Source organism: Pseudonocardia sp. ICBG601, assembly GCF_020496245.1.
Map to the genome: position 1 here is coordinate 22,699 of NZ_JAHLJA010000152.1, position 25,698 is coordinate 48,396.

At 75.1% G+C, this 25,698-nt stretch carries 17 protein-coding genes; 2 read left to right on the top strand and 15 right to left on the bottom strand.

What is annotated here, in order from left to right:
• Positions 1-9: 9 nt before the first annotated feature.
• From KPL57_RS50420 to KPL57_RS50440, 5 genes are all read right to left on the bottom strand, one after another.
• Positions 10-771, bottom strand: coding sequence for a 3-hydroxyacyl-CoA dehydrogenase (locus tag KPL57_RS50420; protein ID WP_226357539.1), 762 nt, complete (start codon positions 769-771; stop codon positions 10-12).
• Positions 772-806: 35 nt separating this feature from the next.
• Positions 807-1,955: an acetyl-CoA C-acyltransferase gene (locus KPL57_RS50425; protein WP_226357540.1), complete on the bottom strand. Its 1,149-nt coding sequence runs from the start codon at positions 1,953-1,955 to the stop codon at positions 807-809.
• Between the two features lie 261 nt (positions 1,956-2,216).
• A complete protein-coding gene (locus tag KPL57_RS50430; RefSeq protein WP_226357541.1) occupies positions 2,217-3,590 on the bottom strand; it encodes a dicarboxylate/amino acid:cation symporter in 1,374 nt (457 codons plus the stop codon).
• 205 nt (positions 3,591-3,795) lie between these two features.
• Complete coding sequence (locus tag KPL57_RS50435; protein WP_226357542.1) at positions 3,796-5,121, bottom strand: MFS transporter; 1,326 nt, start codon at positions 5,119-5,121, stop codon at positions 3,796-3,798.
• Positions 5,118-6,338: a M20 family metallopeptidase gene (locus tag KPL57_RS50440; protein WP_226357543.1), complete on the bottom strand. Its 1,221-nt coding sequence runs from the start codon at positions 6,336-6,338 to the stop codon at positions 5,118-5,120. The genes KPL57_RS50435 and KPL57_RS50440 overlap by 4 nt, the downstream gene beginning before the upstream one ends.
• A 119-nt stretch (positions 6,339-6,457) precedes the next feature.
• Between KPL57_RS50440 and KPL57_RS50445 the strand changes: the two genes are divergently transcribed.
• Positions 6,458-7,486, top strand: coding sequence for an Lrp/AsnC family transcriptional regulator (locus KPL57_RS50445; protein ID WP_226357544.1), 1,029 nt, complete (start codon positions 6,458-6,460; stop codon positions 7,484-7,486).
• Positions 7,487-7,498: 12 nt separating this feature from the next.
• Here the strand turns inward: KPL57_RS50445 and KPL57_RS50450 are convergent, their stop codons facing one another.
• From KPL57_RS50450 to KPL57_RS50485, 8 genes are read right to left on the bottom strand one after another with little or no spacing between them, the layout of a single operon-like run.
• The gene (locus tag KPL57_RS50450; protein WP_226357545.1) at positions 7,499-9,289 is read right to left on the bottom strand and encodes an acyl-CoA dehydrogenase; all 1,791 of its coding nucleotides are present in this window, start codon (positions 9,287-9,289) and stop codon (positions 7,499-7,501) included.
• A gap of 37 nt (positions 9,290-9,326) precedes the next feature.
• Entirely contained in the window at positions 9,327-10,427 is a 1,101-nt protein-coding gene (locus KPL57_RS50455) for an FAD-dependent oxidoreductase (RefSeq protein WP_226357546.1), read from the bottom strand.
• Positions 10,424-12,964 (bottom strand): hypothetical protein, encoded by a 2,541-nt coding sequence (locus tag KPL57_RS50460; RefSeq protein ID WP_226357547.1) that lies wholly within the window; start codon positions 12,962-12,964, stop codon positions 10,424-10,426. The genes KPL57_RS50455 and KPL57_RS50460 overlap by 4 nt, the downstream gene beginning before the upstream one ends.
• Positions 12,964-14,019: a 2,3-diaminopropionate biosynthesis protein SbnA gene (sbnA, locus tag KPL57_RS50465; protein ID WP_226357548.1), complete on the bottom strand. Its 1,056-nt coding sequence runs from the start codon at positions 14,017-14,019 to the stop codon at positions 12,964-12,966. Before sbnA ends, KPL57_RS50460 begins: the two co-directional genes overlap by 1 nt.
• Positions 14,020-14,050: 31 nt before the next feature.
• Positions 14,051-15,094, bottom strand: coding sequence for a 2,3-diaminopropionate biosynthesis protein SbnB (sbnB, locus tag KPL57_RS50470; RefSeq protein WP_226357549.1), 1,044 nt, complete (start codon positions 15,092-15,094; stop codon positions 14,051-14,053).
• On the bottom strand, positions 15,091-16,068 hold the full coding sequence (locus KPL57_RS50475) for a TauD/TfdA family dioxygenase (RefSeq protein WP_226357550.1): 978 nt from the start codon (positions 16,066-16,068) through the stop codon (positions 15,091-15,093). The genes sbnB and KPL57_RS50475 overlap by 4 nt, the downstream gene beginning before the upstream one ends.
• Before the next feature lie 17 nt (positions 16,069-16,085).
• A complete protein-coding gene (locus KPL57_RS50480) occupies positions 16,086-18,626 on the bottom strand; it encodes a non-ribosomal peptide synthetase (RefSeq protein WP_226357551.1) in 2,541 nt (846 codons plus the stop codon).
• Positions 18,623-21,337 (bottom strand): Pls/PosA family non-ribosomal peptide synthetase, encoded by a 2,715-nt coding sequence (locus tag KPL57_RS50485; RefSeq protein ID WP_226357552.1) that lies wholly within the window; start codon positions 21,335-21,337, stop codon positions 18,623-18,625. The genes KPL57_RS50480 and KPL57_RS50485 overlap by 4 nt, the downstream gene beginning before the upstream one ends.
• A 465-nt stretch (positions 21,338-21,802) precedes the next feature.
• On the opposite strand from KPL57_RS50485, the gene KPL57_RS50490 reads away from it, so the two are divergent.
• The gene (locus KPL57_RS50490; RefSeq protein ID WP_264199601.1) at positions 21,803-23,284 is read left to right on the top strand and encodes an alkaline phosphatase D family protein; all 1,482 of its coding nucleotides are present in this window, start codon (positions 21,803-21,805) and stop codon (positions 23,282-23,284) included.
• Between the two features lie 15 nt (positions 23,285-23,299).
• Here the strand turns inward: KPL57_RS50490 and KPL57_RS70870 are convergent, their stop codons facing one another.
• Together KPL57_RS70870 and KPL57_RS50500 are read right to left on the bottom strand one after the other, a co-directional pair.
• Positions 23,300-24,466, bottom strand: coding sequence for an acyl-CoA dehydrogenase family protein (locus tag KPL57_RS70870; protein WP_226357554.1), 1,167 nt, complete (start codon positions 24,464-24,466; stop codon positions 23,300-23,302).
• Positions 24,459-25,670, bottom strand: a complete 1,212-nt coding sequence (locus KPL57_RS50500) for an acyl-CoA dehydrogenase family protein (protein WP_226357555.1) — start codon at positions 25,668-25,670, stop codon at positions 24,459-24,461. The genes KPL57_RS70870 and KPL57_RS50500 overlap by 8 nt, the downstream gene beginning before the upstream one ends.
• Between the last annotated feature and the right edge of the window lie 28 nt (positions 25,671-25,698).

Sequence of the window (25,698 nt, forward strand, 5' to 3'; positions counted from 1 at the left end):
TGGTGGTGGTTAGCGCGGCTGCATCCGGATCGCGCCGTCGAGGCGGATCGTCTCGCCGTTGAGCATCGGGTTCTCGACGATGTGGGCGGCGAGCTTGCCGTACTCGGTCGGCTGGCCCAGCCGCGACGGGTGCGGGACCTGCTTGCCCAGCGAGGTCTTGACGTCCTCGGGCAGCCCGGCCAGCAGCGGGGTCTCGAACAGGCCGGGGGCGATGGTGTTCACCCGGATGCCGATGCTCGCCAGGTCACGGGCGATCGGCAGGGTCATGCCGACGATGCCGCCCTTGGACGCCGAGTAGGCGGCCTGCCCGATCTGGCCCTCGAACGCCGCCACCGAGGCGGTGTTGATGATGACGCCGCGGTCGCCGTCGACGTGCTCGGCCTTGGCGATGCGCTCGGCCGCCAGCCGGATCACGTTGAACGTGCCGATCAGGTTCACGTTGACGACCTTGGTGAAGTCGGCCAGCGGGAACGGGCCGGTCTTGCCGTAGGTCTTGATGCCGTTGCCGATGCCGGCGCAGTTGACCGCGACGCGGACGGTGCCGAGCTCCTCGGCGGCGTCGAGGGCGGCCGAGACCTGCTCCTCGTTGGTGACGTCGGCGGCGACGAAGCGGACGTTCTCGCCCAGCTTGTCGGCGACAGCCTCGCCCTGCGATGACGGCAGGTCGATGATCAGGACCTTGGCGCCGAGCTCCACGAACTTCTCCGTGGTGGCGAGGCCCAGGCCGGACGCACCGCCGGTGACGACGGCGACGGAACCGTTGATGTCCATGTTCTGTCTGTTTCCTTCCGGGTGGGGAGCGGGTGTCAGAGGAGCTCGAGGATGGTGGCGTTGGCCTGGCCGCCGCCCTCGCACATGGTCTGCAGGCCGTAGCGGATGCCGTTGTCACGCATGTGGTGGATCAGGGTGGTCATGATCCGCGCGCCGGAACCGCCCAGCGGGTGACCGAGTGCGATCGCGCCGCCGTTGGGGTTGAGCCGCTCGGCGACCGAGGCGTCCTCACCGGCGATGTCGGCCAGCCAGGCCAGGGGCACCGGGGCGAAGGCCTCGTTGACCTCGAACGCACCGATCTCCTCCAGCGACAGACCCGACCGCGTGAGTGCCTTCTGCGTCGCGGGGATCGGCGCGGTCAGCATGATGACCGGGTCGGCACCGGCCAGCACCGCGGTGTGCACCCGCGCGATCGGGGTCAGACCCAGCTCCGTGGCCTTCTCGCTGGTGGTCATCAGCAACGCCGCGGAGCCGTCGGAGATCTGCGAGGAGTTGCCCGCGTGGATCACGCCACCCTGGTCGGCGTCCTTGAACACCGTCTTGAGCTGGGCCAGGCCCTCCAGGGTGCCGCCCCGGCGGATGCCCTCATCGGCCGAAACGCCCGCGATGGGTGCGATCTGGCCCTCGAAGCGGCCGTCGTCCTGCGCCTGCGCGGCACGCTCGTGCGACAGCAGCGCGAACTCGTCGAGCTGGGTCCGGGAGAAGCCCCACTTCTCGGCGATCATCTCCGCGCCGACGCCCTGGTTGGGGGCCACCCCGTAACGCGCGGCGAAGTCCGAGCCCAGCGGGTCCTGCCCCTGGCTGGAGGAGAACATCGGGATGCGCGTCATGGACTCGACACCACCGGCGACGGCGACGTCGTACTGGCCCGCGATCAGCCCGGCCGCGGCGAAGTGCACCGACTGCTGGCTCGACCCGCACTGCCGGTCCACGGTCACACCGGTGACGGTCTCGGGGAACCCGGCGGCCAGCGCGGCGTTGCGGCCGATGTCGAAGGTCTGCTCGCCGACCTGGGACACGCAGCCCCAGATGACGTCCTCGATGTGGGCCGGGTCCACACCGGACCGCTCCACCAGGCTGCGCAGCACGTGCGCGGAGAGGTCGGTGGGGTGGACGTCCGCCAGGCCGCCCTTGCGCTTGCCGACCGGGCTGCGTACGGCCTCGACGATGACTGCGTCTCGCACGGTGTTCGCTCCTTCGCGACGGTGGACGGCGCCCGGACGGGGCCGTCGACTCGCCACGACGATAGCAGGAAACAGTCAGTGTTGACTGCCACGGGGCGGTGCGACCCGGGTCACGCCGACCACGGAGCTGCCCCGACCGGCACGCCCCTGTCGATCAGTACCTCGGCGCTGCCGGGGCGCGCCGGGGCAGCGCCGAGGTACTGATCGATCCCGGACCGGCGGCGCGCGGCCCGGGCGCGTCGGACCGGTGCGCGACCGGGGTCAGGCGGAGGTGGCCGACACCCGGTCGGCCGTCGCACCCTCGCCGGAGGCGGTGGCCTCGGTGGGGTCGGTGTCCTCGGTGGCGTCGATGGGATCGGCGGCGTCGCGCCCGAGGATCCCCTCCTGCGCCGCGACGAGCGTCGGCACGGTGATCTGCCCGGCGACGTTGGTGGCGGTGCGCATCATGTCGAGGATCGGGTCGATACCGATCACGACCGCGATCCCGGCCGCGATCACCGCGGGCGGCATCCCGACCGCGGCGAGGGTCAGGGTCAGCATGGTGAACCAGCCGGTCGTCCCGGCGGTGGCCAGCGCCCCGAACACGGCGACGGCGACGATCACCAGGTACTGCCACGCCGCGAGCTGCACCCCGGAGACGTGCGCGATGAAGATCGTCGCGAGCGCCGGGTAGACCGCGGCGCAGCCGTCCATCTTGGTGGTGGTGGCCAGCGGGACGGCGAACCCGGCGTAGTTGCGGTCCACGCCGAGGTCGATCGCGGCCTGCCGGGACATCGGCAGGGCGGCGCCGGACGAGCGGGACACGAAGGCGAACTGCAGCACCGGCCAGGTGGTGCCGAAGAAGCGGCGCGGCCCGATGCCGGCCACGACCTTGAGCAGCAGCGGGTAGACGCCGAACAGGACGATCGCGCAGCCGAGGTAGACGGTGACGATCAGCCCGGCCAGGGACCCGACGACACCGCTGCCGTAGGTGGCGAACGCGTTGCCGATCAGGCCGAGCACGCCGATCGGGGCGAGCACGACGATCCAGCGGATGATCGTCAGGACGATCTCGAAGGCGGAGCGGGAGAACGCGACGAACGGCTCGGCCTTCTCCCCCAGCGCGTAGGCGGCGGCACCGACCAGCAGCGCCGCGACGACGACCTGCAGCACGTTGTCCGCGGCGAACGCGGCGACCGGGTTGTCCGGGACGAGGTTCGACAGCAGCGCCTCCCACGAGCCCGCGGTCTTCGCGCCCACGGCCTCGACGTCGGCCGGGTCGGCGGCGATCGTGACGCCCTCGCCGGGGCGCCCGATCAGCCCGATCGTGATGCCGATCAGCACCGCGACCAGGGAGGTCCCGGCGAACCACGCGACGGTGCGCCCGCCGAGCCGGGCCGCGGTGCGGCCGCCGCCGAGGTCACGCAGGCTGACGATGCCGACGACGATCGCGAGGAACACCAGCGGCGCGACGGTGAACTGCAGCAGCCCGGTGAACAGGCCGCCGACGGTGTCCAGCGTGGACGCCAGCCCGGTGGAGCCGGTGACCAGGGCGGTCAGCCCGAGCAGGGCGCCGAGCACGAGCCCGGCGACGGTGAGCAGTGCGAACACGCGCGGGCGCTGCCAGGCGCGTGCGGCACGGACGACGAGTGACACGGGGATCCCCCAGGAGGTGTGCGGACGGACGTGGGCCATCGGGAGCCCGGACAGCCCGTCGCGGGGCGGCGGCACAGGTCGATCACCCGCCGGCTCACCAGCCACACACCCGTCCCCCGCACAGGTGAGAGCAACGCACCCGTTCGCCGCGTTCTTCCCGCCGGACGGAGGTACGCAACGTGACCCGTACCTCCGTCCGGGACCGTCACCGCACCGGTGGGGTGGTCGCGTGCGCGGGTTGCTCGGCCCCGTCGAGGCCGGCGGTCGCGAGGTCGATCCCCCGGGTCTCGGGCAGCAGGTACACCGTCAGCCCGGACACCAGCAGCAGCGCGATCGCGTAGCCGAGGAACAGACCGGGCCTGCCGATCTCGGCGAACAGCGTCTGCAGGTAGGGCGCGGTCCCGCCGAACAGCGCGACGGAGATCGAGTACGGCACGCCGAGCCCGGCGGCCCGCACCCCGGTCGGGAACATCTCGGCGTAGAGGGCGGGTCCGACGGCGCAGCCCGCCCCGATCAGCGCGAGCGCGACGGTCATCGCGACGAACAGCGTCGGCCCGTCGTGGATCATCGCGTCGAGCGGGAACAGCGCCAGGACGAGCACCGCGCCGGGCACGAGCAGGGTGCGGCGGCGGCCGAACCGGTCCGAGGCCGCGCCCCACAGCGGCAGCAGCACCATGAACACAGCCAGCGCACCGGCACCGGCCCACAGCGCCGCCGCCGGGTCCACCCCGCGCGCGGTGATGGCGTACGCCGGGGCCGCGACCGACCAGACGTAGTAGACGACGGTCAGGCCGCTGGTCAGGAACACCACCCGGGCCAGCGCCTTCGGCCGGGCCAGGACCTGGCGCCACAGCGACGGGCGGCCGGGCGTCGCGGTGCGGGCCTCCTCCTCCCGGGAGTAGGTGTCGGACTCACGCATCCGCAGCCGCATGACCAGCGCGTACAGCCCGAACAGCCCGCCCAGGACGAACGGCACCCGCCAGCCGTAGGCGGCCATCTCCTCGCGGGTGAGCACGCTCGACAGGACGGCGCCGAGCACCGTCCCGACCAGGATGCCCGCGGTGCCGGAGAAGTAGATGAGGCTCGACCACAGCCCGCGCCGCGCGGGCGGGGCCATCTCGGCGAGGTAGGTCTGCGCGGCGGGCAGCTCGCCGCCGTGCGCGAGGCCCTGCGCCAGCCGGGCCAGGACCAGCACGACCGGTGCGGCGATGCCGATGACGGCGTGGGTCGGGACGAGCCCGATCACCAGACTGCCCACCGCGGCGGTCGCCACGCACAGCGCCATCGACAGCTTGCGGCCGCGGCGGTCGGCGATCCAGCCGAACAGGAAGCCGCCGAACGGGCGGGCGACGAACCCGACGGCGAACACCGCGAGGGTCTTGAGCAGGGCGGTGCCGGTGTCGTCGCCGGCGAAGAACTGCGGGGCGAAGAACGCCGAGAACGTCGCGTAGACGTTCCAGTCGAACCACTCCATGGCGTTGCCGGCGCCGATCCCGAGGATCGTGCGACGCCGCTCGGTGCGCTCGGTCATGCCGCCACCCCCGCGGCCGGGGCGAGGCGGGTGGTGGCGAGCGCGGCGTACAGCGCGGTCGCGTCGGCGAGGACGCCGTCGTCGAAGCGGGCGAGCGGCGAGTGGTTCATCGGCGCGGTGTCGGGGTCGGTGCCGGGTGGGCAGGCGCCCATCCCGAGGAACGCACCGGGGACGGCGGCGAGCACCCGGGAGAAGTCCTCGGAGCCGCTGACCGGGTTCGGGGCGAGCCGGAACCGGTCCTCGCCGAGCAGCTCGGCGCACACCCCGGCGGCGAACGCGGCCTCGTCGGCGTCGTTGACGGTGCGCGGGTACTCGTCGGTCCAGACGACCTCGGCGCGGACGCCGTGGGCGGCGGCGACACCGTCGCAGACCTCGCGGACCAGCACCGGCAGCGTCGCGGCGTGGACGTCGGAGAAGCTGCGCACGGTGGCCTCGAAGCGGGCCGTGTCGGGGATGACATTGCGCCGGGTGCCGGCGGCGACGACGCCGACGGTCAGCACGACCGGGTCGAACATGTCGAAGCGGCGGGTCACCATCGTCTGCAGTGCGGTGATCATCTCCGCGGCCGCGGCGATCGGGTCCCGGGCGGTGTGCGGGTTGGAGCCGTGGCCACCCGCCCCGTGCACGACGACGTCGAGCGCGTGCGAGGCGGACAGGAACACCCCGGGCCGGGTCGTGACCAGCCCGGCGGGCATCCGGTTGGCGAACACGTGCAGGCCGTAGGCGTGGTCGGCGCGCCGCCCGGCCGCGGTCAGGACACCCTCGGCGAGCATGTGGCCGGCGCCGTCGAAGCCCTCCTCGCCGGGCTGGAACATGAACACGACGTCGCCGGCGAGGTGGTCGCGGTGGGCGCTGAGCAGCCGCGCGGCCCCGGCCAGCGCCGCGGTGTGCAGGTCGTGGCCGCAGGCGTGCATGGTGCCGGTCCGCGCCGCGAAGTCCTCGCCGGAGTTCTCCGTGACCGGGAGGCCGTCCATGTCGCCGCGCAGCAGGACCACCGGGGCGTCCGCGCCGCCGCCCGGGGCGGTGCCGCGCAGGACCGCGGTGACCGACGTCGTCGTGGTCCCCCCGGTGATCTCCAGCGGGAGTCCCGCCAGTGCGTCGAGGACGCGGTCGCGGGTCCGGGGCAGGGTCAGGCCGACCTCGGGGTCGCGGTGCAGCTCCCGGCGCAGGTGCGCCAGGTTCGGCTGCAGCGACCGGGCGTCGTCACGAAGATCCACAAGCGTCCCCTCGGGTCGTACCGGAGGGCCACGCTGCCCGCCGGAGGTCCTGCCCGAGTCTCGGAGCCCGCGCGTTACGGCACGTAACATCGACCGATCCGATCCGGATCGGGGGCCCCGTGGACGGAACCGACCGCCATCCGCTGTCCGAGGACGACTTCGCGCTCGTCCACGCGCTGCAGCTGCACCCGCGCGCGAGCTGGGCCGGGCTCGGCCCGGTGCTCGACGCCGCGCCGGTGACACTCGCCCGGCGCTGGGCCCGCCTGCAGGGGTCCGGGCACGCGTGGATCAGCTGCTACCCGGTGGTCGGCGAGGACGCCATGCAGGTGGCGCTGGTCGAGGTGGACTGCGCCCCGGGGCGGCTCGCGGGGGTCGCCGCGGCGCTGGACTCCGAGCCGTCGGTGATGACCATCGAGTACGCCGCCCGCGGCCGGGACCTGCTGCTGACGGTGAACGCGGCGTCGTTCACGGAGCTGTCCGGGCTGGTGCTGGACCGGATCGGGCGGGTCGCCGGGGTCGCGTCGGTGCGCACGCACCTGGCGTCGCGGGTGCACCGGGAGGGCAGCCGGTGGCGGCTCGACGCGCTCGACGCCCGGCAGGTCGCGGCCGTGCGCGCGCTGCGCCGGGCGGACACCACACCGCAGGCGGGCGGCGTCGACCTGCGGGGTCCGGTGTACGCGCCGCTGGTGCGGGAGCTGTGCGCCGACGGGCGGGCGAGCGCCGCGGAGCTCGCGGCCCGGGTCGGGCGGCCGGCGTCGACGGTGCGCCGGCAGCTGTCGGCGCTGGTGCGCTCGCGGGCGCTGGTGTTCCGCTGCGAGGTCGCACAGCTGCTGACCCGGTGGCCCATCTGCGTGACGTGGTGGATCCGGCTGCCGACCGCCGCGGTCGAGGCCGCGGTGCGCCGGGTCCGGACCGACCCGCGGGTGCGGCTGTGCCTGTCGCTCACCGGGCCGGAGAACCTGCTGCTCACCGCCTGGACGCACTCGCTGGGCGAGCTGGTGGGAATGCAGTCGGCGCTGGAGCGGTCGCTGCCGCAGGCGCAGATCGTGGACACCTCGGTGATCCTGCGGACCCGCAAGCGGATGGGGTGGCTGCTGCACCCCGACGGCCGGGCCACCGGGACGTGCGTCCCGGTGTTCCCCGGCTGAGGCGGCGCCGGGTCAGAGCCAGGCGTCGCGGACGTCGAGGGTGGTCCGGTCCAGCGACGCGAGCAGGTCCAGCTGCGGTCCGGTGCGGGGCAGCTCGTGGCGCACGAAGTAGCGCGCGGCGGCGCGCTTGCCGTCGTACAGGTCGCCGTCGCGGCCCTCGGCGGCGAGCGCCTGCTCCAGCCAGATCCAGGCGAGCACGACGTGCCCGACCGCCTCCAGGTAGACCGAGGAGTGCGCGACGGCGAGCGCCGGGTCGTCCTGGCCGTGCACGGTCCCGGTGACCTCGACGACCCGGTCCGCGGCCGCGGCGACGGCGTCGGCGTGCGCGGCGAGCTCCCCGCCCGCCGCACGGCCCCGCGCCACGGTCTCCCCGATCGTCTCCCGCAGCAGCGTCAGCCCGGCACCGCCCTGCATCACGACCTTGCGCCCCAGCAGGTCCAGGCCCTGGATGCCGTGGGTGCCCTCGTGGATCGGGTTGAGCCGGTTGTCCCGGTAGAGCTGCTCGACGTCGTGGTCGCGGGTGTAGCCGTAGCCGCCGTGGATCTGGATCGCGAGGTCGTTGGCGTGCAGGCACCACTGCGACGGCCAGCTCTTCGCGACCGGGGTCAGCACGTCGAGCAGCAGGTGCGCCCGGCGTCGCTCCTGCTCGGTCCCGGCGGTGCGCTCCTCGTCGAGGAGCCGCCCGCAGTACAGGTTCAGCGCGAGCGCACCCTCCACGTAGGACTTGCTCGCGAGCAGCATCCGGCGCACGTCGGTGTGGGCGACGAGCGGGACCTGCGGGCTCGCCGGGTCCTTCGCGCCGGCTGGGCGGCCCTGGGTGCGGGTGCGGGCGTGTTCGAGGGCCAGCAGGTAGCCGGCGTAGCCGAGTGCGGTGGCTCCCGCGCCGACCCCGACCCGGGCCTCGTTCATCATGTGGAACATCTGGGCGAGGCCGGTGTGCGGCTCCCCCACCAGGTAGCCGACGGCGCCCGCCTCGCCACCCGGCGTGGCGCGGCCCTCGCCGAAGTTCAGCACGGTGTTGACGGTGCCGCGGTAGCCCATCTTGTGGTTCAGCCCGGCGAGCGCGACGTCGTTGCGTTCGCCGTTCTCCAGCACCCGGGGCACCACGAACAGCGAGATGCCCTTCACCCCGGCCGGTCCGCCGGGGATCTTCGCCAGCACCAGGTGGACGATGTTCTCCCCCAGCTCGTGCTCGCCGCCGGAGATCCACATCTTGGTGCCGGTGATCCGGTGCGTGCCGTCGTCGCGGGGCTCGGCCCGGGTGGTGACGTCGGCCAGCGACGACCCGGCCTGCGGCTCGGACAGGCACATCGTGCCGAAGTAGCGGCCCTCCACCATCGGGCGCACCCAGGTCTGCACCTGTTCGGAGCTGCCGTGGGTGAGCAGCAGGTTGGCCGCGGCGACGGTGAGCATCGGGTAGGCGGCGGTGGCGACGTTGCCGGCGTGCAGCCAGACGAAGCAGGCCTGGACGACGACGGCCGGCAGCGCCATGCCGCCCACCCGCGCGTCGAGCCCGGCGCCGACGATCCCTGTGTCGCCCAGCACCTTCAGCGCGGCGCGGACCTCGTCGGGGAGGGTGACGCGCTCGCCGTCGAACTCGGGCTCGCGGGTGTCGGAGATCTTGCGGTGCGGCGCGAAGTGCTCGGTCGCGACCTGCGCGGCGAGGTCGACGACGGCGTCGATGGTGTCGCGGTCGTGCTCGGCGTAGCGCTCGCGGTCGCAGAGCTCGACCACCCGCAGCCAGTCGTGGAGCAGGAAGTCGAGGTCGGCACGGGAGATCAGCTGCGCTCGCACGGCATCCACGATCGCACCCCGGGGCGGGTCCGGGGAAGCGGGCCGCTCAGCCCCCGACCGCGAGCGCCGGGGCGAACGCCGGCGACCCGGACCGGCCGGTCCGCACCAGGTCGGCGACGAGCTCGCCGACGGCCGGGGCGTACTTGAAGCCCTGGCCGGAGAACCCGCCGAGGACGACGGTGCGCGGCTCCCCCGGGGCGAGCGCGACGATGCCGCGGCGGGTCGGGGTGTAGCCCTCGACGTAGGACTCCAGCCGGGCGGGCCGGTCGGACATCCCGGCGAGGCGGGCGGCGACCGCACCGGCCCAGTCCCGGGTGTAGCCGGCCTCGACCAGCGGGTGGTGGTCGGCCGGCGAGTGGACGCGGGGCTGCGGCTGCTGGTGGTTGATCTTGACGGTGGCACCGTCGACGGCGGGGAAGAACGTGTGCACCGGTGCCGCGGTGTGGATCCCGGGTGGGAAGACCGCGGGCGCGAACCGGGCGGGGTCACGCACCCCGAACCAGCTCAGCACGACGCGGCGCTGCTCGATCCCGGTGGCGCCCGGGACGAGACCGGCGCCGTGGCCGGTGGCGATCACGACGCTGTCGGCGACGGTCTCGCCGTCGACGGTGTGCAGCACGACGCGCCCGCGCCGCCTGCCGATGCCGACGACGGTGACGCCCTCCCGGACGGCCGCCCCGGCCCGGCGGGCCTCCGCGACGAGCCCGCGGGTGGCGGTGCCGGCGTCGAGCAGCCCGCCGCCCGGGTCGAGCACGGCCACCTCGCCCGCGCCGAGCAGGTGCGCGGGCCAGCGCACGGTCGCCGCGGCCGCGTCGAGCACGGTGGTCCGGCCCGGCAGCGCGACCGCCCGGACCCGCGGGTCGTCGCGCGCGCCGAGGGTGAGCGCGCCGCAGGCGGTGAACGGCGCGCCGGGCAGCCCGGTCCAGAGCTCACGGCTGCGGTCGAGCAGGCGGACGTGGTCCGGCCCGGTCGCGACGGCGGTGCGGAAGATCCGCGTCTCGCCGCCGGAGCCGCCGTCGGGGTGGCCGACGCGCCCGGACTCCAGCCCGACGCAGGACACCCCGGCGCGGGCCAGCGCGAGCAGCGACGCCGCGCCGAGCACACCCAGCCCGACGACGGCGCACTCGACCGACCCGGCCCGTCTCACGGGTTCTGCGATCGGATCCGGGCGTCCGCGGGCAGCGGCACGCGGGCCGGGTCCCGGGGCAGGCGTCCCGGCCAGACCAGGCAGAGCAGCGGCGGCGCGCCGACCGCCCGCAGCGCGGCGACGGCCGTCACGACGTCCTCGGTGGTCGTCGCGGCGGTCTCGACGACGAGCACGCTCGGCCCGCCGTCGCGCACGGTGCGCAGGTCCTCGTGGGCGAGCCGCGGGACGCGCAGGGCCCGCACCACCGGCGTCCCGGGGGCGACGGTCGTCGCCGGGGCGCCGGGGGTGAGGTCGCGGTACTCGCGCCGGTCCCCCACCAGTGCGGCCGCCTTGACCAGCTCGGACGCGACGTCGCAGGCGGGCTCGCGGGTCAGCTGGACGACGGTGAGGCACTCGACGTCGCGCAGCAGGTCGCGGTAGGCACCGGCCAGGCGCGGCACCGCGTCCGGGGCGGTGCCCGGGGCGAGCACCGGCACGTCGAGCCGGGCCCGGAGCCGGTCCTCGGGGTGGGCCTCGGGCAGCAGCCCGCGGCCGCGGCGGACCGCGGGCACCCCGAGACCGGCCAGCAGCAGCGCCGCACCGGCGCCGATCCCGGCCGCTCCGCCGACCCACCACGCGGTCGGGACCTCCGGTGCGACGACCGGTGCGGGCCCGTCGACGACGACGGTGACCTGCCCGGTCCGGTCGGCCAGCGTCCGGCCGAGCTGCTCGGCGACCGGGTCGGTCCCGGTGGTGCCGGAGTTGCCGGTGGCCTGGGCGTCGGCGGCGCGCCGGTCGATCTCGGCGCGCAGCGGCTGGGTGCCGCCGGTGGTGACGGCGGCGTCGAGGGCGCCGATGCGCTCGCGCAGCGCGGTGACCGCGTCACCGGCCAGCGCGGTGGCGGTCGCGTCGTCGGTGCCGGTGGCGCGGACGGCGACCACGCCCGGTTCGGGTGCGGTGAGCACGAGGCGCCCGGCGACGTCGGTGACGGTGGAGCCGGTCAGCTGGGCGACGCGGTCGGTGAAGGCGGCGCTGCCGGCCGCGGCGAGCGCGCGGGTGGTGGCGGGCCCGGGGTCGGCGGTGCCGACCGAGCCGACCTGCACCGACGTCGTCGCGACGGTGGGCGGTGGGAAGAGCACGGCCAGGCCCGCGGCGCCCGCGGCCGCGAGCAGCACGGCGCCGGTGACGGGGACGCGGCGACGGCGCAGGGTCGCGCCGATCTCCGTCAGGGGGCCGTTGCGGTCCGCCCCGGACGGGACGGGTGCCGGTGTCGCGGCCGGGATCGGTGCGGCCGCGGGGGTGGTCGACGGGGCCGGTGCCGCGGTCCGGTCCGGCCGGGGCGCCACGGGCGGGGCCGTCGGCGGGGCCGGACCGTCGAACCCGGCCGGCAGCGCGGGTGCGGATCCCGTCGGGGCCGGGCGCAGGGGTGCGACCGGGGACCGCTGCGGGGCCGGTGCCCGGGTGGGCACGGACGCCGTCGGCGGCACCCGCGGGATCGCCGAGGTGGCCGGGGACGGGCGGGACGGTGCCGGCGCGCCCGGCGGTGTGGACCGGGTGGGCAGGGCCGACGGGCCGGTGACCGGCGCCGTCCCCGTGACCGCCGACGGGTCGACGGGCGTCGTGGCCGACACCGCGCCGTGCGCACCGTTCACGCCCTTCGCGCCGTTCACCGGAGCCGGAGGCGGAGCCGTGGACGTGGCCGGGGTGTCGGTGCGGGGTGAGGTCGGCAGCGACGTCGGGGTCGCGGTGCGGTGGGCCCCGGCGCGCGGCTCGGTGCCGTTGCGTGCGTCGGTGCCGTTGCGTGCGTCGGTGCCGTTGCGTGCGTCGGTGCCGTTGCGTGTCTCGGCCCCGGTGCGTGCCCCGGCCGAGGTGCGCGACTCGGTCCCGTGCTGCGCGTCGATCCCGTTGCGCGGGTCGGTGCCGTTGCGCGGGTCGGCCCCGGTGCGCGGTCGCGTCTGCACGGTGTCCTCCACCCCGGAAGCGCCGGAAGCAGCGGAGACACCGGACGTACCGGAAGCACCGGGAGCGCCGGAACCGTCCGGGGTACCGGCACCCGCCGGCGACGCGGCGGGCTCGGCGCGGGTCACCGCACCCGGCGGCGGCAGCAGCCCCCGCCGCCGCGACCGGGCCCGCTCCGGCGTGCCGGAACGCGACGGCTCAGCGGAACGCGACGGCTCGGCGGAGCGGGACGGCTCGGCGGCACCGGTGCCGGGCGACGCCGGGTCGGCGTCGCGCACCGGGAGTCGCTCGTCGCGCCGCGCCGGGGCCGCACCGGAGGACGGCAGGGCCGACGCCCCGCCCTGCTGCGGCGGGGCCGCCGTCCCGGCGTTGCGCGCCGGGACCGGCCCCCCACCGGCCGACGACGGGGTGACCGCGGGCAGCGCCGTCGTCGCGGAGGCGTCGTCGACGGCACCCGGGGCACCGCCGGCGGGCTCCTGCGACGCGTTCTCTCGGCGGTAGGGCGTCGGCCGGGACGGCGACGCCCCGGCCGCCGTCTCCGCCGGTGCCTCGCGCCGCGGCGGGACCAGCGGGGCCCGCGGGGTCCTGGTGCGGGCCATCAGCGGGACCCCGCGACCAGGGCCGGGCCGCCGGGCAGGATCTCGGTGACCACACCGGCGGGCGTGACCTCGGTGATCGTGGCGTCGCGCGGCTGCGGCATCCCGGCCGCCACCTCGGGGCCGAAGTGCTCGGCCAGCCACGACGGCCGGTAGACCGTGTCGAGGTAGCGCTCCCCCAGGTCCGGGGCGAGCGCGACAGCCGTGGTCGTCGCGTCACCGTGGCGGCGCAGCCAGTCCGCGGCCCCCGCGACGACGGTGCCCGTCGACCCGCCGAACAGGAACCCGCGGCGGGCCAGGGCGTGGCACGCCTCGAGCGTGTCGGGCTCGGCGACGTGCACGACGTCGTCGATGTAGGACTCGTCGAGCGCCTCCGGGCGGACGCTGGTGCCCAGCCCCGGGATCATCCGGGGCGTCGGCCGGTCGCCGAAGGTGACCGACCCGGCCGCGTCGACCGCGACCACCCGGACCGGCCGCGGCCGGGACCGGAAGTAGCGGGCGCAGCCCATCAGCGTGCCGGTCGTGCCCGCGCCGACGAAGACCACGTCGAGCTGCGGGAACGCCGCCTCGATCTCCGGCCCCGTGGTGACCAGGTGCGAGCCCTGGTTCTCCGGGTTGGCGTACTGGTTGAGCCAGACGTAGCGGTCGTCGCCGGCGACCAGCGAGCGGACCAGTGCGATCCGGGTGGCGAGGAAGCCACCGGCCGCGTCCGGGGTGTCGACGACGCGGACCTCCGCGCCGAGCGCCTCCATCAGCCGGTGCGTCGCCGGGTTGCAGCGCGGGTCGGTGACGCAGACGAACCGATAGCCCCGGCTCGCCGCGATCATGGCGAGCGCAACGCCGAGGTTGCCCGAGGAGGACTCCACGAGCACCGATCCGCGACGCAGCAGGCCGCGCCGCTCGGCGTCGGTGACCATGCCGAGTGCGGCCTTGAGCTTGACCGATCCTGCGAAGTTGAAGCCCTCGCACTTGAGGTAGAGCGACAGCCCGAGGACCCCGGTCAGGTCGACGTACAGGTCGTCGGTGTTGAAGTCTTCGGGTGCGGAGATGACGGTCATCGTCGACCCCTCGTGTACCAGTGGTGGCGGCTCAGCCGTGCCGGCTCAGCTCGTGGAAGAAGTCGTCGACGGTGTGCAGCTCGCCGGCGCGGGCGACCTCGGCGTGGACGAACCGTCCGACGGCGAGGTCGAGGACCCCGAGGCCGAACGGGGAGAACACGACCGTGCGGTCGGTGGGGACGGCCAGCGTGCCGTCGAGCACCTGGTCGAGGGTCCCGTCGACGAAGTCGCGGTTCCCGGTGGCCTGTTCGGCCAGGTGCGGGGAGGTGTCGGCCTTGAGGCAGTGCTCGACGTCGTCGAGGACGTTGAAGGCGCTGAGCACGATGTCCGCGGACAGGTCGCGCAGCGACACGTTGAGCACCAGCGGGTGGTGGTCGAACCAGGCGGGGTCGTGCACATGCGGGGTCCCCGCGACGGTCGCGAAGATCACCAGGTCGCTGCCGCGGACCAGCGACTCGGCGGAGTCGTGGATCCGGACCTCGCCCGGCGCGGTGCGCTCGACGTGGCCCCGGAACCCCCCGGCGGAGTCCGCGGAGAGGTCGAAAACGCCGACCTCGTCGAAGGTCCAGCCGGTGCCGACCAGGAACTGGTGGATGTAGCGGGCGATCAGGCCGGTCCCGACGAACCCGACGCGACGCGGGCGGGCCCCGTCGCGTGACAGCCGGTCGGCCGCCGAGGCCGCGGACGCCGCGGTGCGCGTCGCGGAGATGATCGAGCTCTCCAGGCAGGCGTACGGGTAGCCGGTGCGGGGGTCGTTGAGGATCAGCACCGCCGAGGCCCGGGGGACGCCGCGGGCGACGTTCTCCGGGAAGCTGGAGATCCACTTGATGCCGTCGACGCCGGTGTCGTCACCGGTGCCGCCCAGCGACGCGGGCAGCGCGATGATCCGCGACGACGGCCGGTCCGGGAACCGCAGGAAGTACGACGGCGGGTTCACCGTCGCGCCGGCACCGTGCACCCGGTAGGTGTCCTCGACGAGCTCGACGAGCTCCTTCTCCCGCCCGCCGAGCGCCCGCGCCACCTGGGCGCCGGAGATCACGGAGAAGGCGGGGACGGACTCGGCCGGGGCGTTCATCGGGCTCCCTCGAAGGCGGGGACGGCGACGCCGTCGGTCATGGCGACGACGACGTGCCGGTCACCGGTGTAGGGGTCGCGGCCGTGGGCGAATCGCAGGTTGTCCACGACCAGCAGGTCGCCGTCCTGCCAGGGCTCGCGGACGGCGTGCCGGTCGTGCGCGGCGTTGATCTCGTCGACGACCGCCTCGGGCACCGGGGAGCCGTCGCCGAAGCGGGTGCTGAACGGCAGCCCGTCCGGGCCGTGCATCTCCAGCAGGAACTCGCGGACCTCGGGGTCCATCGCGAACTCCGACAGGAACGCGATCTGGTTGAACCAGACCCGCTGCCCGGTGACCGGGTGCATCAGCACGCCGTGCCGGCGCTGGCGGGTGCGGAGCCCGCCGTCGGGCGTCCACTCGGTGGCGATGGCGTTGGCCCGGCAGTAGCGCTCGACGACGTCGCGGTCGGCGGTGCCGAACGCCTGCTCCCAGGAGGCGCCGATGTCGTCACCGTAGGAGCGGGTGAGGATCCAGCCCTCGCGCTCGACACGGTCGACGAGTGCGGGCGGCAGGTCCGCCGCGACCCGGGTGGTGTCGACCAGCGGTGTCGCGCCGCCGGTCTCGGGCGCACGCAGGCAGGCGAACAGCAGCGTGGCGGGCGTGTCCAGGACGTAGGACAGCTCGTGGTGGGCGCACATCGGCTGGCGCGCGGGCCACGGGGTGGCCGAGTAGACGCCGTCGGACAGCAGGGTCCGGGCGGCGATCGCCTCGCGCTCGACGTAGCTGCCGGTCCCCAGCCGGGCGGCCACACCGGCGACGTCGGCGACGGTGCGCAGGCCGAGCCCGCGCACCAGCACGACACCGTGGTCGTCGAGCAGGTCGCGCAGCGCGTCGCCGTGGCGCTCGGTCCAGCCGGCGGCGTCGCCGCCCGGGCCGGCGTCGAGGACGGGCGGTCGTCCGGGGTGCGGGCGCACCCCCAGCAGTGATCCGGTCATGTCTCCCCCTGTGGTGGTCAGAGCTGGTCGGCCGGGAGCAACCCGGCGAGGTCGGTGAGGACGGGATGGTCGAGCACCTGGCGGACCGTGACGGCCCGGCCGAGTGCGATCACGAGCTTCACCGCGGACAGCGAGCTGCCCCCCAGGTCGGCGAAGTCGTCGTCGGGGCCCACCGATCCGGCGGGCAGGTCGAGCACGCGGGTGACGGCGTCGACGACGCGGCGCTGGGCCGCGGTGAGCTCGCCGCCGGTCGGGCCACCCACCGCCGGAGCGACGGCGGCCTGCGCCGCGGCCGCGGTCGCGTGCGCGGTGAGGGTCTTGCGGTCGATCTTGCCGTTGGCGGTGACCGGCAGCGGGTCGAGCCGGTGGACCGTCGGCGGGACCATGTAGGCGGGCAGGCTGCGCGCCAGCCGGGCCCGCACCTCGGGCGCGTCCGGGCCGTCGCCGGCGTGGTAGGCGACCAGCTGCGGCCCGCCCGCGGTCGTCGCGACGACGACGCAGGCGTCGCGGACGCCGGGCACCGCCAGCAGCGCGTTCTCGATCTCGCCGATCTCGATCCGGAACCCGCGGATCTTGACCTGGTTGTCGCGGCGGCCGAGGAACTCGAGCTGCCCGTCCGGGCGCCAGCGGCCGTGGTCGCCGCTGCGGTAGAGCCGCTCACCGGGCCGGTGCGGGTCCGAGCCGAACGCGGCGGCGGTGCGGTCGGGGTCGTTGACGTAGCCGCGGCCGACGCACACCCCGGAGAACACGATCTCCCCGGGCGCGCCGAGCGGGACCGGCGCCAGGTCGGCGTCGACGACGTAGACCTTCACCCCGGGCACCGGGGCGCCGAGCGGGACCCGGCCGTCCGCGGGGGCCTCGCGCAGCACGGCGTGGTTCGTGTCGTCGGAGGTCTCGGTGAGGCCGTAGGCGTTGACCAGCGGGACGCCGGGCAGCACCCGGAACCAACGCTGCACCAGCTCGGTCTTGAGCGCCTCCCCGGTGGCCGAGACCATCCGCAGGTCGGGCAGCGCCGTGGGGTGCTCCTCCAGGTAGGTCAGCACGACCTCGAGGTAGCTGGGCACGAGCTGGGCGACGGTGACCCGGGACCGCACCAGGGTGTCGACGAAGCGGCGGACGTCGAGGATCACGTCCTGCTCGACGAGCAGGGTGCGCCCGCCGGCGAGCGGACCCGCGACGAGCTGCCACAGCGAGATGTCGAAGCACTGCGGCGCGGTCTGGGCGACCACGCAGCCCGGCTCCAGCTCCAGGTCCTCGATCTTGGCGAGCAGGTGGTTGAGCATCCCGGCGTGCTCGCACATCGCGCCCTTGGGCTCGCCGGTGGAGCCGGAGGTGAAGTACAGGTAGGCGAGCCCGTCGGCCGGGACGTCGGCGGTGGGTGCGGGGCCGTCGGCGGCGGCGACCGCGTCGGGCACGGTCAGCACCGTCGTCGCGACGCCGGCCTCGTCGAGGTGGGCGCGGGTGGCGTCGGTGGTCAGCGCGATCCGGCACCCGGCGCGGGTCAGCGTGCGGGCGATCCGCTCGGCCGGGAAGTGCGGCTCGACCGGCAGGTAGGCGCCACCGGCGCGCAGGACGGCGAGCACCGCGACCATCCAGTCGAGGTCGCGGTCGCACACCACGGCGACGACGTCCTCGGGCGCCAGCCCGGCGTCGAACAGGGTCGAGGCGACGCGGGCGGCGCGGTCCTCCAGCTCGGCGCGGGTGAGGGTGACGCCCGCGTGCTCGGCGACGACCTCGTCGGGGGCCGCGGCGGCGCGGTCGGCGAGCAGCTCGTGCGGGCGGCGGTCGGGCAGGTCCCGGGGCCGGCCGGCGAGGTCGCCGAGCTGGGCGTCGCGCTCGGCCCGCCCGACCAGCGCCGACGGGCGCACGGGCGCGCCGGGGTCGGCGGCGGCGAGCGCCAGGGCCGCGGCGTGGTAGCCGGCGATCCGGGCGGCCGCGCCCACGTCGAGCAGGTCGAGACGGTAGGTCAGGCGCAGGGTCGCCCCGGACACCGCGACGTGCAGCCCGGCGGCACCCGGCCCGTCGCCGGGAGTGGTGTCCGTGTCGGCACCGCGGTCACCGGTGCGGTCCAGCGCGCCGGGGGCGATCTCGTCGCCGCGCAGGTCGGCGCCCGGGTCGAGCACGGTGCCGAACGAGGGCACCGCCGTCCCGAGCTCGGCGGCGAGGCGTCCCAGGTCGGGCTCGGGGTGGGCACGCAGCCCGGCCAGGGTGTCGGCGGCCGCGGTGACCAGCGCGGACCAGCTGCGGGCCGTGTCCAGGCACACCGGCAGCGGCGTCGCGCCGGTGCGGGCCGGGACGCCGGCGGTCACCTCGGTGTCGCCGGACAGGGCCGCGAGGACGGCGGCGTGCGCGGCGAGCAGCACCGCGCCGGGCTCCACGCCGGTCACCGCGGCGACGGCGGCGACCGCGTCCCGCGGGATCGGCTCGGTGTGCACGGCGGTCCCGGGCCGGGGTGTCGCCGTCCAGGACGGGGCCGGGGTGGCGCCGCCGGTCAGCAGTACCCGGCTCCAGTGCTCACGGGTGGTCGAGGTGGTGGGGTCGGCGAGCGTGCCGGTCATCGTGCGGACTCTCCGTTCGACAGCGGGGTGGGGGCGGGCCGGGGCGTGGCGCGGGCCGGGTTCCCCTCCCAGAAGGCACCGGCCGGGACGTCCTCGCCCTTCATGAGGAAGGCGTCGCAGCCGATCCGGGCGGCGTCGCCGACGACGGCGCCGTAGTGGACGAAGGCGCCGACGTCGAGGCAGGCGCCGGTACCGACGGTGATGTGGTCGGACTTGAAGGTGCCGTCCTCCTGCGAGTGGCACTGCAGGACCGCGCCGGCGTTGAGGACGGCGTCGTCGCCGATCCGCACGAGCGTGCGGTCGGTCATGCCGCAGCCGTCGTCGAAGACGCGGCGGCCGATCTGCACGCCGAGCGCGCGGGTGACGAGGTTCTTGAAGGGGGTCCCGGCGAGCATCCGGTCCCAGCCCTGCACGACGAGCTTCCAGTAGCGCTCGTGCCACCAGAAGTACGGGTCGTACACCGAGCAGAAGCGGGGCCGCAGCCGGCGCCGCCCGGCGACGGCGAGCCGCTCGACGGCGATCGAGTACGCCATCGTGAACAGCAGCGACGCGAGCAGCTGCACCCCGACCGCGATCGGGCCGAGCGGCACGATCAGCGCCGCGACGACGAGCGAGAGCAGGGTGATCCCGAACAGGGCGCCCCAGCGGACCGCCAGGGCCAGCGCGATCGACCGGCGGTTGTAGCGGTTCTTGGCGCGCAGCCGGTCGTGCAGGTCGAGCCCGGTGTGCAGGTGCCCGAAGGCCGCGTCCCGGGCGACGGTGCGGGGGATCTCGAACGGCGGCGAGCCGAGCAGGCCGACCCCGGTCCGTACCGGGCCGTCGGTCGGGACGAGCGTCTTGGTGGCGATCAGGCAGTCGTCGCCGACCCGGGAACCCGCGGTGTAGACGATCCTGTTGCCCAGGAACGAGTTCGACCCGATCCTGGTCCGGTTCACGACGAATGCGGTGTCCGAATAGTCGACATTGACGATGGACAGACCGTCGGCGACCATCGTCCCGGTTCCGATGGAACTTGCGTACGGCGTCTCCTGCTTCACCGCCGTACCGAAATTCGTGCCCGTCTGCGGCGTACGTCGGAGATCGTGCCCGATGATCCGGAGATAATCGACGATGTAGGAGCTGTCGCCGAACAGATAGGTGAAGAACTTGATGTTGGTGATCCGTAACACGGTGCGCTGCAACGTGTACCGGAGACCGTAGAGAGGATAGGGACGCCCCTCGGTGAGCCCGGCCGACAGCACCCGCGCGACGACGGCGGCGCCGAACAGCCCGACCACCATGCCGCCGACGAGCAGGACGGTCGTGGTGAGGACAGCGTCGATCCACATCTGCCCGGACAGGACGTCCGCGGTCCCGGCGGCCAGCACCGCGGCCAGGGTCGGGATCCGCTCCAGCACCGCGTCGAGCACGCCGGTCCCCAGCGGCAGCCAGACCAGCAGCAGCCAGCCGAGCTGACCCATCGCGTAGCCGGCGCGCCGGCCCGGCCCGACCGGGGCGGACACCGCGGCACCGGGGTCACCGCCGCCCGGGCGGGCGGGCGTGCCCCACCAGGTCTGTCCGGCCGGGACGACCTGGCCGCTGTGCAGCGAGGAGGCGTGGGCGAGCCGGGCGTCGTCGCCGATCGTGGTGCCGATGTCGATCACCGCCGCCTCCCCGACGACGACGCGGGAGCCGATCGTGACCCGCCCGGTCCGGATGATGCCCGGCTCGGCGCGGTAGCAGGACAGGATCGAGTCCTTGCGCAGCACGGTGTTCGCGCCGACGGTGAGCAGGTCCGGGCAGGCCGGGACGGTGCGCGCCAGCATGACCACGCCGGGCCCGATCCGGGCGCCGAGCAGGCGCATGTAGAGCGGCAGCAGCGGCGAGCCCGCGGCGACCAGCAGCAGCGGGTTGGTCCGGACCAGGGTCCTGGCCAGCCAGAACCGGTAGTACGACGCGCTCCACAGCGGGATCTCGCGTTCGGTCCAGCGGCCGACGAGCAGCCACTTCGCGGCGATCGGGAGCACCGCGAACACCGTGAAGGCCACCGACACCGCGGCCAGCGAGCGCAGGTAGAAGCTGAGCAGCCCGGTGCCGAGGGCGATCCACTCGTAGACCGCGCCGAGCAGGGTGCCGTAGGCGAGGGTGAACACGACGAAGGTGAGCAGCTGCGCCGCGCCGCACAGCACGTAGGCGCGGGTGGAACCGGTCGGGACCGGCTGTGCGGGCGGTGCCTCGTCCACCACGGGGCCGGCGTCCCCGGCGAGCGCGACGGCCAGGCCGGCGGCGGTGGGGTGGGCGTAGACGTCGGTCATAGCGACGTCGGGCAGGTCGTCGCGGCGGCGCACCCGGGCGCAGAACCGGGTCATCGTCATGGAGTCGGCGCCGAGGTCGGCGAACACGTCGGCGTCGACCCCGACGTCGGCGCCGACCAGGTCGGCGAGGATCGCGCGGTAGCCCTCGCGCACGTCGTCGACGGTGCGTCCGGGACGCGCGACGGACGGGGCGAGCGCCGCGGCCAGCCCGGCCACGGTGGGGTGGGCGTAGACGTCGGTCATCGCGACGTGCGGCAGGTCGGACCGCTGCCGGACCCGCGCGCAGAACCGGGCGAGGACCATGGAGTCGGCGCCGGCGTCGACGAAGAAGTGGTCGTCCGGACGCACGGGTGCGTCGAGCAACTCCGTGATGATCGCGGTGAACGCGACCACGACAGCGTGTTCCGACTCGGACACCGTGCGCGATTCCTGTTCGCGCACAGGCCCGGCGGTCATCAACCCGTCTTTCGACACCATCGCCATCCCCCGGCAGTACGAACGTGTACGGGCAGAATCGTTGACCATTTCCAACGCGTTACATAGTCATTTTTTATGATCGGCCGACCCCCGGTGAACACCGTTTCCGGGACACTGCGGCACGATTCCGGCCGCGACGTCGAGGGCGTCGCGGTCACGGGCCGCGATCCGTCGCGATCCCGGTGAACTGTTTTCGTGACTCGCGGGACGGAGGTTCGATGTGAGGCTGGATGTGATACAGCTCACTGGGTTTCAGCCGTCGGTGCGCGTGTGCCGCGGGGCCCCGGGGACGCACCCGGCCGGTTCCGCCCGAACGCCCGTGCCCGGGCACGCGCGGTGATTCACTCGTCCGGTGAGACCGGTCCCGGCGCGTGCACACCGCCGTCGGGGTCGGCGGGGCGGAGCATGGACGGTTCCGCCGGACCACCACGCACAGGAGGACGTGTGACCGCACTGCCACGCCGCAGCGTGCTGCTCGGCACCCTCGGCGCCGCGGTCGCGGGGCTGGCGCCCGCCACCACCGGTGGCGAGCCCGCCGCCGTGCCCCGCTGGTTCGCCGGCGCCCTGCGGCAGGCGACCACGCCCGACCCGTTCACCCTCGGCGTCGCCTCGGGCGATCCCGCGCCCGACGGGATGGTCCTGTGGACCCGGCTCGCCCCCGAGCCCGACGCCGAGGACGGCCGCGGCGGCATGCCCGACCGGGCCGTCGAGGTCGAGTGGGAGGTCGCCGAGGACGAGCGCTTCGCCCGGGTCGTGTCGCGCGGCACCGAGACCGCCACCCGCGAGCTCGCGCACAGCGTGCACGCCGAGCCCGCGGGGCTCGCCCCGGGCCGCGAGTACTTCTACCGGTTCCGCACCGGCGGCCACCTCTCCCCCGTCGCACGCACCCGGACCGCGCCCGCGACCGGGGCGGCCGCCGCCTCGCTGACCATCGCGACGGCGTCGTGCGCGAAGTTCGGGGCGGGCCACTTCACCGCCTACCGCGGGCTGGCCGCCGACGCCCCGGACCTCGTGCTGCACCTGGGTGACTACTTCTACGAGTCCGACCGCGGCGCCGTGCGCGACCCCGGCCCGCCGGAGCCGAAGACCCTCGCCGGGTACCGCCGCACGCACGCCCACCAGCGCTCCGACGACGACCTGCGCGCCGCCCACGCCGTCGCCCCGTGGGTGGTGGTGTGGGACGACCACGAGGTCGTCAACGACTGGGACGGCGCGACGCCCGACCGGCGCCGGGCCGCGGCCCAGGCGTACTACGAGCACATGCCGCTGCGCCGGGCCTCGGTGCCCGACGGCCCGGACATCCAGCTCTACCGGCGGCTCTCGTGGGGCTCGCTCGCCACCTTCCACGTCCTGGACACCCGCCAGTACCGGATGCGCGGCTCGATGCTCGGCGCCGACCAGGAACGCTGGCTGCTGCGCGGGCTGGCCGACTCCGCCGCGGGCTGGGACGTGCTGGCCCAGCAGGTGTTCTTCGCCCCGCGCCGCGGCGGCAAGTCCGGCACCTGGGGGGAGTTCACCGGGTCCCGGGAGCGGGTGGTCCGCGGCTGGACCGAGGCGGGTGTGCGCAACGCCGTCGTCCTCACCGGCGACGAGCACGTCCACCACGCCAACGAGATCCCCGGCGCCGACGACCGGATCGCCGGTACCGAGCTCGTCACCACCTCGGTCACCTCCGGCGGCGACGGCGACGGCGAGGCGAAGTCCGGTGGCAGCGGCAGCTCGGTGTGGTCGCTCGACCGGCGCGGCTACGTACTGGCGACGTTCACCCCCGCGCAGATGCGCGCGGACTTCCGCACCGTGTCCCGGGTCAGCGAGCCCGGTGCCACGGTGCGCACGGCGGCGTCGTTCGTGGTACCGGACCGGGAGCCGGGCCTGAACAAGGTCTGACCCGGCCCCCGGCGCTCAGCCGGTCGCCACCCGGGGCTCGCGGACGTCGTCGCCGAGGGTGTCCAGCACCAGCGCGGCGATGCGCTCGCGGTGGGCCTCGGCGGACCCGAGCAGCGCCGCGTCGGCGACGGCGCGCTTGTAGTACAGGTGCGCGACGTGCTCCCAGGTGAACCCGATCCCGCCGTGCAGCTGCACCGCGTCGGCGGCGACCCGGTACGCCGTCTCCGAGCAGGTGGCCTGCGCGATCGACACGGCGAGGTCGGCGTCGTCGACGCGCGGGTCGTCGACCGCCCAGGCCGCGTGCAGCGCCGCGGTCCGGGCCTGTTCGACGGCGACGAGCATGTCCGCGCACCGGTGCTTGACCGCCTGGAACGACCCGATGGGCCTGCCGAACTGCAGCCGCTCCTTCGCGTAGGCGACGGTCAGGTCGAGCAGCCGCCGGGCGATGCCGGCCTGTTCGGCGGCGAGCAGCGCCCCGGCGGTGCGGAAGGCGTGCCGCAGCGCCCCGTCGGCGTCCGCGCCGGTGGCGAGCACGGTGCCGGTCGCGCCGTCGAGGACGACCCGGGCGACCGGGCGGGTCACGTCGAACGAGCCGCACCGTTCCACCCGGACCCCGTCGGCGCCGGGGTCGACCACGGCCAGCACCGGGCCGTCGGGCCCCGCGGCCGCGACGAGCAGCACGTCCGCGGCGCCCGCGTCCGGGACGTGGGAGACCGTGCCGGTGAGCCGGTCGCCGTCGGCGGTGACGCCGGCCGCGGAGGCGCCGTCGTAGGGGGCGGTGAGCCGGGCGGCCAGGGCCGCGGTGCGCGAGCCGTCGGCCAGCGCGGTGAGCAGCCCGTCGCGCGCGTCGCCCGCCGGGGCCGCGACCAGCGCCGGGACCGCGAGCGCGACGGTGCCGAGCAGCGGCCCGGTCACCAGCGCCGCACCCAGCTCATCCGCCGCGACGGCCTGGTCCACACAGGTCCCGCCGGCGCCGCCGAAGTCCTCGGGCACCGCGAGGGACAGCGCGCCGAGCTCGGTGCCGAGCCGGGCCCACAGTGCCCGGTCGAACCCGTCGGTGGTGTCGACGAGCCGGCGCAGGCTGGCCTCGTCGTGCTGGCGCTCGGCGAAGCGGTGCAGCGCCGCGCGCAGCTCGCGCTGCTCGTCGGTGACGTCGAACTCCCGGAGCTCCTGCTCAGCCACGGGGGACCTCCTTCCAGGGGCGGTCGGAGTCCGACCGGGGCTCCCCGGGCAGGCCGAGGACCCGTTCGCCGAGGATGTTGCGCATGACCTCCGAGGTGCCGCCCTCGATGGTGTTCGCGCGCGAGCGCAGGAAGCGCTGCTGCACCGTGGAGTTCGGGTCGGTGTGGACCCGCCCGCGGTCCATCGTCCAGTCGTCGTAGAGCAGCGCGTCCGGGCCGAGCAGGTCCATGCAGAACTCGTAGACGTCCTGGTTCAGCTCGGCGCCGACCAGCTTGGACACCGAACCCTCCGGGCCGGGCTGTCCGGCGCTCGCGGTGCGCCGCGCGCGGGCGAGGGTGAGGCGGTGGGTCTCGGCGCGGGTCCACAGTGCCGCGAGCCGGTCGCGCAGCACCGGGGTGTGCCGGTCGGGGTGGGCCCGCCACAGGCCCAGCGCCTCGCCGATGACGCCGCTGCCGCGCCGCCCGGTGACCCCGCCGATGGCGGTGCGCTCGTTCATCAGGGTGGTGATCGCGACCTTCCAGCCGGCGCCGACCTCGCCGAGCCGGTGCGCGTCGAGGACCCGGGCGTCGTGCAGGTGGACCTCGTTGAACTCGGCCTGCCCGGTCATCTGCCGCAGCGGGCGGACGTCGACACCCTGCTGGGTCATGTCGATCACGAAGTAGGTCAGGCCGCGGTGCTTGGGCTGGTCGGGGTCGGTGCGGGCGACGAGCATCCCCCACCGCGCGACGTGGGCCAGGGTCGTCCAGACCTTCTGCCCGTTGACGACCCACTCGTCGCCGTCGCGGACCGCGGAGGTGGCCAGGCCCGCGACGTCGGAGCCGGCGCCGGGCTCGCTGAACAGCTGGCACCAGATCTCCTCGCCGGTGGCCATCGGCCGGAGCCAGGCCCCGACCTGCTCGCGGTCCGGGCCGTACTCGACGACGGTCGGCGCGCCCATGCCGTAGCCGATCGGGTTGACCGCGAACATCCGCTCGCCGCCGGCGTCGGTGACGATCTGGTCGATCACCGACTGCAGCCCGCGGGACAGGCCGAGCCCGCCGAGCCCCTCGGGGTGGTGCACCCAGGCGAGCCCGGCGTCGTAGAGAGCGCCGAACAGCTCCTCGCGCGGCACCGACCGCGGGTCGTGGGCCTCGACCACCTCCCGGGCGGCCTGTGCCACGCGGGCCGCGTCGGATGCCGGTCGGGTCGTGGTGGGCGAGCTCATCGCACCTCCGGAAGGTGGGCCTGACGGT

Excerpts from the sequence above, each read along its gene's own strand:
- KPL57_RS50420 (WP_226357539.1), bottom strand. The coding sequence starts at position 771 with ATGGACATCAACGGTTCCGTCGCCGTCGTCACCGGCGGTGCGTCCGGC.
- KPL57_RS50435 (WP_226357542.1), bottom strand. The coding sequence starts at position 5,121 with ATGACCGAGCGCACCGAGCGGCGTCGCACGATCCTCGGGATCGGCGCC.
- KPL57_RS50460 (WP_226357547.1), bottom strand. The coding sequence starts at position 12,964 with ATGGCCCGCACCAGGACCCCGCGGGCCCCGCTGGTCCCGCCGCGGCGC.
- sbnA (WP_226357548.1), bottom strand. The coding sequence starts at position 14,019 with ATGACCGTCATCTCCGCACCCGAAGACTTCAACACCGACGACCTGTAC.
- sbnB (WP_226357549.1), bottom strand. The coding sequence starts at position 15,094 with ATGAACGCCCCGGCCGAGTCCGTCCCCGCCTTCTCCGTGATCTCCGGC.
- KPL57_RS50475 (WP_226357550.1), bottom strand. The coding sequence starts at position 16,068 with ATGACCGGATCACTGCTGGGGGTGCGCCCGCACCCCGGACGACCGCCC.
- KPL57_RS50480 (WP_226357551.1), bottom strand. The coding sequence starts at position 18,626 with ATGACCGGCACGCTCGCCGACCCCACCACCTCGACCACCCGTGAGCAC.
- KPL57_RS50490 (WP_264199601.1), top strand. The coding sequence starts at position 21,803 with ATGGACGGTTCCGCCGGACCACCACGCACAGGAGGACGTGTGACCGCA.
- KPL57_RS50500 (WP_226357555.1), bottom strand. The coding sequence starts at position 25,670 with ATGAGCTCGCCCACCACGACCCGACCGGCATCCGACGCGGCCCGCGTG.